Here is a 10,137-nt window from a genome sequence, read left to right on the forward strand (position 1 = left end):
CGCGATGTGCGATGACCCCGCTCAGTAAAGCTCGGCGGTGTCGGGGACGAACCGGACCGGCAGGGTGCTGCAGCCGGTCAGGAAGTTGGAGTGGATGCGCTTCGGTTCGCCGACGACCTCGAATCCGGTCGTGTAAGTGCGAAGCGCCGAGAGCAGTTCGGCGATCTCGATCCGCGCCAGCTGGGCGCCGACGCAGTAGTGCGGGCCGTAGCCGAAGGCCAGGTGTTTGTTCGGGGTTCGGCGGAGGTCGAAGCGGTCCGGATCGGGGAAGACCGTCTCGTCCCGGTTCGCTGAGCTGTGCCACAGGGTGACGATCTCGCCGGCGGCGATGGGGCGACCGGCGATTTCGGCGTCGGTCACCGCGGTGCGGCCGAAGTGCATCGCGGGGGTCGACCAGCGCAGGATCTCATCGGTGGCGGTGGGCAGGATGGCTTCTTCGGTGCGCAGCAGATGCCATTGCGCCGGGTGCGCGGCGAGGGCGCGGACGGCCTCGATCATGGACAGGCGGCTGGTTTCGTCACCGCCGATGAGGAGGCTGTAGCAGTTGAAGACGATTTCTTCGGCCGACAGGTCAGTGGCGGCGAGGGCGGTGAGGACGTCGTCGGCGGGGGTGGCGCGCCGGTGGGCCAGCAGGTCGGTGAAGTAGGCCAGGATTTCGTTGCGGGACAGGGAGGATTCCAGCTCGTCGAGGTCCTGGTCGTCGGAGCTGAGGGCGCGTTTCGTGTGGGTCAGCAGGAAATCGTGGTCGGTTTCGGGGACGCCCAGGAGGTAGCCGACCGTCGCGATCGGGATCCGGCTCGCCACGTCGGCGGCGAAATCGCAGTCGCCGCGGGTGACGGCGTCGATGACCAGGGTGCGGGTGTTGCGGCGGACTTGGCGCGCGAGACGGTCGAGTGCCGAAGCGGTGAAGGCGCGTTGCAAGATCTGGCGCAGTTCCCGGTGGCGCGGGCCGTCGGTGACGGCGAGCATGCGGCCAGCCGCGGAGTCTCCTCCGGCCAGCAAGGTGACCAGGACGTTGCCGCGTTCGGAGGTGTAGCGGGCGGCGTCGCGGTAGACCGCTAGGACGTCGGCGTGGCGTGACACTACCCAGAAGCCGTGCGGTTCGTGGCGGTAGACGGGGCGGTGCTCGCGGGTGGTGCGCCAGAACTCGGTGAGGTCGGCTTCGAAGGTGCGGGGGTCGGCCAGGTTCATCGCAGCGCGGCGAGTTCGTCGGCGAGGGCGCGGATGGTGGAGTGGTCGAAGAGCGTGGCGGCGGGCAGGTCGACGTCCAGGTGCTCGCGGAGCCGGGTGAGCAACTGGGTGGCCTGCAGCGAGTTGCCGCCGAGTTCGAAGAAATCGCTGTCGAGTTCCAGGCCGGGGACGCCGAGGGTCTCTTCCCACAGTTGCAGCAGGGTTCGCTGCAGGTCGGTCGCATCGTCCAGGTCCTCGCGGACCACGGGCGCGAGGTGCTGGGCGGGGGCCGGTGCGGGCGGGGTTTCCATCCGCTGGGCGGCTTCGCGGCCGACTTCGGCGAGGCCGCGCGGCGCGGCGATCACCTGCGGGCCGAGGCGGGCGGCGAGGATCCCCCAGAGCAGGTCCAGTCCTTCGCTGGTGCGGAGGTACTTGCTGTGCGGATCACCGGACGCGAGCATGCCGGTCTCGCTCCAGGCGTCCCAGTTGACCGACACGGTGTGCCGCGGGCCGGGCGGGCTGGCGTGGGCGAAGGCGTCGAGGTAGGCGTTGGCGGCGAGGTAATCGGCTTGGCCGTAGTAGGTGGGGACGAGTGCGGTGACCGACGAGAACAGCACAAGGAAGTCTGGGTCCTGGCCGAAGACGCGGTCCAGGACCTGGGTGCCGGTGATCTTCGGGGCGAGCACGGTTTCGACGTCCTCGCGGCGGCGGACCGCCATCATGCCGCCGCCGGGGCTGCCCGCGGCGTGGAAAATGCCGTCGATGCGGCCGCAGGTGTCGCGGATTTGGCGCATGGCGGTTTCGTCGGTGACGTCGGCGACCTGGACGAGGACGGAGCCGCCCAGGTCTTCGATCTCCTTGAAGCGCCGGATGGTTTGCTTGCGGATCGGGCACGGGCCTTCGGCGAGGTAAGTGTCCCAGTCGGGCCGGTCCGGGAAGCTGGAGCGGCCGACCAGGACGAGCCGGGCGCGGACCAGCCGGGCGAGGTCCTCGGCGAGGGCCAGGCCGATGCCGCCGAGGCCGCCGGTGATCAGGTAGGTGCCGCGTTCGCGTAGCAGCGCGGGCAGGGAGTGCGGCGGGGCGCTCGGCAAGGGGCGGATGTCGCGGACCCAGCGGCGGCGTCCGCGCAGGGCGACCTGGTCGTCGGTGGCGGCGAGTTCGGCGAGCAGCTGCCGTGCGTCCGCGGACGGCGCGAGGTCGACGACACGGCTGGAGAGGTTCGGGATTTCCTTGCCGAACATGTGGTGCGGGCCGAGGACGGTCGCTTTCGCCGGAGCGACCGGGTCGGTGCCGGTGACCTCGTACAGGCCCGTGGCGAGGATGGTCAGCGTGATGGGGACCGAGATCTGCCGCCGGGCCAGGGTCCGGCCGAGGGCGAGCAGGCTGTACATGCCGTGTTCGAGGCTGTCCTCGTCCAGCAGCCAGGCGTGCACGATGCGGCGAGGGGCTAGTCCGGTGGCGGCGAGGTCGGTCAGCAGGGCTTCGTAGTCGGCTGGGTCGGACGGGCGCAGCGTGTACCGGCCTGGGGCGCGGCGCGCGAATTCCGTGCCGGGCTCGGCGCGGACTACGGTGGCTCCAGCTCGGCGCAGGTCGTCCAAGACTAGGTCGACGACCGGTGCGCCCGCGGTGAAGACGAGCCAGGATTCGCCGGGGACGACGCCGACGCTGGTCTGGTCGAGGGGTTGTTCGGCCCAGGTCGGCAGTTCGAGCGGAGTGGTGTCGGCCGGTGGTCCGGCGGTGGCCAGGGGGACGCCGTACATCCCGGCTAATGGGGGGCGTTCGGGATCCGGGTCGACCCAGGCGTGGACGCGCTGGTAGGGGTAACCGGGCAGGGGCAGGCGGCGGCGCTTCTCCCCCGCCCAGAACGCGTCCCAGTCCGGTTCGGCTCCGGCGGACCAGAGGGTGCCGAGTGCGCGCAGCAGCAGGTCGGCGTCGGTGCGTTTGTCGGCTCGGTGCCGCATGGAGGACACGATCACGGGTGCGGTGCCGGTGCGGGTTTCCCTCCAGTGCAGGCGCGCGATGGTGGACAGCGCACCGCCGGGGCCGACTTCGAGCAGGGCGTGTTCTTTGTTGTGCCACAAGGTGTTCAGCGCGTCGGCGAACCGCACCGGCTGGCGCAGTTGCCGGACCCAGTACTCCGGGTCGCGGGCCTGGTCGGCGGTCAGCCATTCGCCGGTGACGCTGGAAACGACGGGGATTTCCGGGGCGTTGAGGTCGACGTTCGTGAGCGCGTCGCGGAATTTCGGGAGAACCGGATCCATCAGGGCGGAATGGAAGGCGTGGTCGACCGGGAGCGGGACGCAGCGGATTCCCTTGTCCGTCAACTGGTTTCGGAGCCTCTCCACGAGCGGTTCCGGTCCGGAAGCGACGGTGTTGCGGGCGCTGTTGACCGCGGCGATCGACAGGCCTTCCGGGAGTTCGGCGCGGAGTTCGTCCTCGGAGAGCGGGACGGCGAGCATCGCGCCGGGGGCGGTACTCGCCATGAGTTCGCCGCGCAGGGTGACCAGCTTCGCGGCGTCTTCGAGGCTGAAACACCCAGCGACGCAGGCTGCGGCGTATTCGCCGACGCTGTGCCCGGCGAGCGCTCGGGGCCGCACGCCCCAGGCCAGCCAGAGCTGGGCGAGGGCGTACTCGACAGCGAACAGCGCGGCTTGGGCGAGGCTGGTGCCGCGCAGGGTGTCCTGCTGCAGGTCGATGTTGAGAAGGTCGGTGCAGCGGTCGAGTTCGCGGCGGAACACCGGTTCTTGTTCGTAGAGTTCCCGGCCCATTCCGGCGTATTGCTCGCCCTGTCCGGGGAACAGGAAGGCGAGCGCGGGTGGGCGGCGCGGAGCTGGTGGGCGGCCGTCGGCGGCCAGTTCTTCCAGTCGTTGAGCCAGATTCTCGCCGGGTGCGGCGACCAGGGTGCGGCGGTGCGCGTGGGCGGTTCGGCCGCGGTGGAGGGTGTGGGCCAGGTCGGCGAGGTCGAGGTCCGGGTGCGCGCGCACGGAGTCGGCGAGCGTGCGGACGGCGGCGTTTGCGGCGGCTTCGGTCCGGCCGGAGACGGTGATCAGCTGCCGGGGCCGGGCGCTGGCTTCGGCGGGGACAGCCGGGGCTTGGGTGAGGACGACGTGGGCGTTGGTGCCGCCGATGCCGAAAGAACTGACGCCCGCCACCCGGTGGGTCTGCGTCCAATCGCGGAGTTCGGCGTTGACGAAACAGGGGCTCGATGCGAAACCGACGTCCGGGTTCGGTTCGGCGAAACCGGCGCTCGCGGGGATTTGTCCATAGTGGACCGCCAGCGCGGTCTTGATCAGGCCCGCGATCCCGGCCGCGGAGCCGAGGTGGCCGATGTTGCCCTTGACCGAGCCGATCGGGACGCGCCCGCGGCCGGACAGCACCGTAGTCAGCGCCTCGACCTCGATCGGGTCGCCGACCGGGGTGCCGGTGCCGTGGCATTCGACGTAGCCGAGGTCGGCGGCGGCGAGCCCGGCGCGGGCGAGCGCGGTCCGGACGAGCTCGACCTGGCCGGCGATGCCGGGCGAGGTGAAGGTGAACCGGCGGGATCCGTCGTTGTTGACCGCGGATCCGCCGATCACCGCGTAGATGTGGTCGCGGTCGGCGACGGCGTCGGCGAGGCGTTTCAGCGCGACGACGCCCGCGCCGGAGCCGAAGACGGTTCCGTCCGCGGCGGCGTCGAACGGGCGGCACCGGCCGGTGCGGGACACGATGGCACCCTCGTGCCAGAGATAGCCGTGGCCGTACGGCAGCTGGACGTCGGCGGCTCCGGCGAGGGCGAGGTCGCAGTCGTCTTGCCGCAGGGCTTGCGCGGCCAAGTGCACCGCGACGAGGGCCGACGAACACGCGGTCGACACCGCCAGGCTGGGACCGTCGAGACCGAGGCGGTGCGAGACATTCGTGGCGAGGTAGTCGTTTTCGTTGCCGACGCTCCACTCCAGGGACGCGAGTGCGGCGCGGGCGGCCGGGTCGCGGCTGACGTGCAGGGCGCCGTAGAGGTTCGGGGCAGCGGAGCCGAACACTCCAGCCCGCCCGGGGACGCGGCCGGTGTCGAAGCCCGCGTTCTGGAGCGCGGCGTGCGCGCATTCGAGGAACAGCCGGTGCTGCGGGTCGGTGGCCCGGGCCAGTTCCGGCCGGTAGCCGAAGAGGTCGGCGTCGAACCCGGCCAGGTCGTCGACGAGCGCCGCGGCCCGGACGTAGTCCGGGTCGGCTATCCGGGTCGGCGGGACTCCGGCTGCGCGGAGTTCCTCTTCGGTGCGGAGCGCGATCGACGTGACGCCGCCGCGGAGGTTCTCCCAGAACCGGGCGGTCCCGTCCGCGCCGGGGAAACGGCAGGCCATGCCGACGATCGCGATCTGGCCGTTCATCGTGCTCCTCGGTCGGTCAAAGTGGCCGAGATGGTGCGCACGGTCGCGGATTCGAACAACGCGCCGGAACTCAGGGCGATGCCGTAGCGCTGTTCGATCTGGTCCACGATGTGCACGGCGGCGAGCGAACTGCCGCCCACGTCGAAGAAATCGTCGTCGAGGCCGATGTCGGGGTTGCCGAGCAGGTCCGTCCACAGCTGCCGGACGACCTCGACGACCGGCTGCCCGGCCGGGGGCGGGGTGGGCTCGGCGGGTTCTGGTGCGGGCGGGGCGCCCAGGTAGTCGACGATCACCGTTGGGGGCAGGTCCCGGCCGAGAGCGTCGAGGAAGATCCGCGCGCCTTCCGCCGGGTCCAGCTGCGGGTCGCTCGATGCTGGTGCGGCGGGTGCGGCGGGGCGGGTGAAGTCGGTGCGGGGCACGGCCCGGAAGGTCAGCGAGCGGATCGCGACGAGGTGTTTGCCGGTCTCGGTGTCGTGGAGGTCCACATCGACCACGCGGGTGGTGCTGGTCTGCTCGCGCAACCAGGACCGGGCGGTGATATGGGCGGTGAGCCGGTCGAAGACGGCCACCGTGCGGTAGCGGAACGGCACGAAAACGGCTTCGGCGGTGGTGTCGATGAGCGTGGCGGCCGCGACGTCGAGCAGAGCCGGGTGCAGGAGGTGCTCGCGCAGATCGGCGTGGAACTTCTCGGGCAGCTCCAGTTCCGCGACCGCCGAGTGAGCGTCGCGCCAGCCGCGGACTTCGCTTTCCCAGCGCGGACCGAAACCGAAGCCGGGTCCGGCCGCTGTCGTGGGCTCGTGCGGGGCCGCACTGGGCCGCGTCTGGTCGGCGAGCCGGGGTTCGAGGTCGGGGACTTCGATCAGGCCCTCGGCGTGCTCGGCCCAGTCTCCTTGCTGCTGCACGGGTTTCGACCGCAGACGGAAGCGGTGACCGCCGGGGGCGGCGGAGACGGCGACCTCCACGAAGTGGGGCTCGGCGGCGGGCAGGGACCGCAGGATGAGCACGTCGCGCAGACCGATCGGCGACGTCTCCGGCAGGAGGGCGAGTTCGCGCGCGGCGGTGACGGCGAATTCCAGCATCGCCGTGGCGGGCAGCACCGGGACGCCGCCGAACCGGTGCTCGTCGAGCTGCCAGGTCTGTCCCGGCGCGATGACCACGCGGTGTCCGCGGGCGTCGGTCATGCCGGTGCGTTCCCAGGCGGGCCAGGCGATCGACAGGGTCCGGGGGTGGCGGAGGCGGTGCCGGGCGGCGTGGGCGTTGAGGAAGGCGTTGGCGGCGGCGTAGTCGGCGCTGCCGCGCAGGCCGGACACCCCTGCGTGGCTGGAGAAGTAGACCAGGAAGTCGAGGTCCGCGTCGGCCAGGGCGTCTTCGAGGGCGAGTGTGCCGTGCACCTTCGGCCGCAGCACTCTGTCCACATCGGACCGGGAGCGGCGTTCGATCAGGCCGCCGCCCGGGATTCCGGCCGCGTGGACGACTCCGTGCGGGCCGCGGCCGAACGTACGCTCAACCTCGGCCAGAGCGTCGCGCAGGGAGTCGGTTACGTCGGCTTTGAGCACTGCGACGGTGGCACCCGCCGCTTCGAGCCGCTTGACCTCCGCGGTGCGAGTGGCGGAGCGGCCGAGCAAGGCCAGCCGGGGACGGAGCCCGGTGTCGGCCAGGGCTTGCGCGATGACCAGGCCTACTCCCCCGAGACCGCCGGTGATCAGGTAGATCCCGTTCTCCCGCAACGGACATGGCTCGGCTGCGACGTCCTCGACCGGGACGATTTGGGGCAGCCAGCGGGTCCGCCCGCGCAGGGCCACGTGCGGCGCGGCGAGGGTGGCAAGTTCGGCGGCCAGCACCGACGGCACGGCGGCGGAGCCGATGTCGATCAGTACGCAGCGGAGACCGGGGATTTCCCGTTCGGCCGTGCGGGCGAAGGCGGGCAGCATCGCGCGTGCCGGGTTGAGCGGTTCGGCTCCGGTCAGGTCGACGGAGTTCCGGTGCAGGATCGCGAGGGTGGCCGGGGCGGGCCGGTCGCGGAGTTGCTTCGCCATGGCCTGGACGCAGGCGAGCACGCTGTAGAGGCCGGTTTCCAGGTCTGGTTCGGTGGTGTCCTCGACTCCGAGGGCGTGGACGATCAGGTCGGGTACGGCGGTCTCGCGCAGGGCGTCGACGGCGGGCAGGTCGGCGGCGTGGTACCCGGCGGCGGCTACCGAATCCGTTACCCACTTGGCATTTTCGGGCCGGAGGACCAGCGCTCGCGCGCCTCGCACGGGGGTCGCCGGGGCCTCGCCGCCGGGCTGCCAGCGCTCGTGCAGCAACGTCCACCCGGCCGGTTTCGGCTGGTCTGCCGAAGCGGCTGGGCCGTGGTAGCCGACCCAGTGCCGCTGCCGCTGGTAGGGATAGCCCGGGACGGGGATCCGGCGGGCGGAGCGTGGGGTGCGGGCGCGCCAGTCGAGGTTCTGGCCGTGGACCCACAGCGTGGCCAGGGCGTGGTTGAGACCGTGGCCGGAAAGCACCGGCAGCACGCTGGCGGACGCGGTGCCGGGGCCGATCAGCACTGTCAGGTCGGATATTTCGGTCCTTTGTGGACTCACTGCGGCGCCGGTGGTCACTAGTTCGGCGAGGGGTCGCGAGATCTCGCCCTCGGTGAAGGCTTGCGCCGCGAGGATTCCGACACCGTCTCCGGACACGCGCTCCGGCCGGACTCCCCAGCGAGTCAGGCAGGTGGCCATCGCGTACTGCAGGACGAACAAGATCGAGCGGGCGTGCGCAAGGGGGCAGTCCTCTCCGGCGAGCCAGCGGGAACGCAGCTGCCCGGCGAAGGGCTCCAGCACGGCGAAACCGGCGTCGCAGGCCTCGCGGAAGGCGGGCTCGGCGGCATAAAGCTCGCTGGCCAGGCCGGGGTGCCACACCGATTCGTCCGGAAAGTGCAGGCCCACGCTGCGGGAGCGTTCGTCCGAGCAGAGCACGCCCGACGCCAGCTGGTCGAGGAGATCGGCACGGTCGCGCGCCACGGCCGCCGAGCGCACCGGACGCGCGGTCCGGCCGACCTGGAGCGTGTGGGCCGCAGCGGTGAACAGGGCCGGGTCGAGGTCGGCGAAGTAGCCGCGGAGACGCTCGCGGAGCTGAGTCTCGGCGGTGCGGTCGTCGGCGGACCAGACGACGATCTGCTCCCCGCGCTCCGGCGGGCTTGGCTCGGCTGGCGGGGCTTCTTCCAGGATGACGTGGGCGTTCGTGCCGCCGATGCCGAAGGAATTCACGCACGCGCGCCGGACGGAGCCCGGCTGGCGGGGCCACGGCCGGGACTCGGTGAGCACTTCGAAGGGCGAGTCGGCGAGGCCGAGTTCGGGATTCACCGCGTCCACGTTGATGCTCGCGGGCAGCCGCTCGTGGTGCAGCGCGAGAACGGTCTTGATCACGCCCGCGACCCCGGCGGCGGCGCCGAGGTGGCCGACGTTGGACTTCACCGAGCCGAGCAGGCAGGAGCCCGGCGGCAGGGATTCCCCGGCGAGCGCGCGGAACGCCTGGGTCATCGCGGCGACCTCAGTGCGGTCGCCGATGGCTGTCCCGGTGCCGTGTGCTTCGAAGTAGGAGACCGTGCGCGGGTCGAGGTCCGCCGCGGTGAACGCGCCGGTGATGCAGTCGGCCTGACCGTCGGCGCTCGGCGCGGTGAATCCGGTGCCGCGTCCGCCGTCGTTGTTGACCATCGAACCGCGCACCACCGCGTGGACGGTGTCGCCGTCGTACAAGGCGTCCGAGAGTCGTTTGAGGACTATCGCGCCGACGCCGTCGCCGAAGTTCGTGCCGGTGGCCGTGCTGGAGAAGGGGCGGCACGAGCCGTCCGCCGAGTTGACCCCGCCGGGGACGTGCAGGAAGCCGCGTTCGCTCTGCGGGTCGATCATCGAACCGCCGGCCAGCGCGAGTTCGCAGTCGCCCGCGAGCAGCGCTTGGCGGGCGAGGTGCAGGGCGACGAGCGAGGTGGAGCAGGCAGTGCGCACGGTCAGGCTCGGCCCGGTCAGCCCGAGGCGCTGCGCGACGCTGGCCGCGAAGTAATCGGGGTCGTTGTTGAAGCCCACGGCGAGCCGGCCGACCGAGCGCAGCAGGCGGGCGTCGGGTTCGACGTGCTCGCTCGCGTACCGGTTGCTGCCCGCTCCGGCGAAAACGCCGATCCGGCCGGGGAACTCGGCGGGCACCTGCCCGGCGTGCTCCAGCGCGGAGTGGGCGACCTCGAGGAACACCCGGAACTGCGGGTCGCGGATCTCGGCTTCCCTCGGGGTGAGACCGAAGAACGCGGCGTCGAAGTCGTAGGGCGCGTCGATGCGGGGACGCCTGCGCACGTAGCCGGGCATGGCCAGCCGTTTCGGGTCTTCTCCGGCGCGCAGGATTTGGTCGTCGGAAAGCGCGGAAATGCAATCCCGGCCGTCGAGAAGATTCCGCCAGAATTCGCTGAGGTCACTCGCCCCCGGAAACCGGACCGCCATTCCCACTACGGCGATCGGCTCCATCTCCACCCCTCACCGCGTCCGCTTCCGACCTGCGCAGTGCAGCACACTTCACCGCGCCCCGGCCAGCGTTTCGGACAGGGCCGAAGCGAACCGCGCGGGCGGCGAAGAAGCTGGCC

The 10,137-nt window shown here is 71.5% G+C and carries 3 protein-coding genes; all 3 read right to left on the bottom strand.

Annotated elements, in window-relative coordinates; genetic code table 11:
* Positions 1–21: 21 nt before the first annotated feature.
* From ACZ63D_RS28805 to ACZ63D_RS28815, 3 genes are read right to left on the bottom strand one after another with little or no spacing between them, the layout of a single operon-like run.
* The gene (locus tag ACZ63D_RS28805; protein WP_465357490.1) at positions 22–1,191 is read right to left on the bottom strand and encodes a cytochrome P450; all 1,170 of its coding nucleotides are present in this window, start codon (positions 1,189–1,191) and stop codon (positions 22–24) included.
* Positions 1,188–5,531, bottom strand: a complete 4,344-nt coding sequence (locus ACZ63D_RS28810) for a type I polyketide synthase (protein ID WP_465357491.1) — start codon at positions 5,529–5,531, stop codon at positions 1,188–1,190. Before ACZ63D_RS28810 ends, ACZ63D_RS28805 begins: the two co-directional genes overlap by 4 nt.
* The gene (locus ACZ63D_RS28815) at positions 5,528–10,021 is read right to left on the bottom strand and encodes an SDR family NAD(P)-dependent oxidoreductase (RefSeq protein ID WP_465357492.1); all 4,494 of its coding nucleotides are present in this window, start codon (positions 10,019–10,021) and stop codon (positions 5,528–5,530) included. Before ACZ63D_RS28815 ends, ACZ63D_RS28810 begins: the two co-directional genes overlap by 4 nt.
* Positions 10,022–10,137 lie beyond the last annotated feature (116 nt).

This window comes from Amycolatopsis sp. NPDC104775 (genome assembly GCF_055583325.1).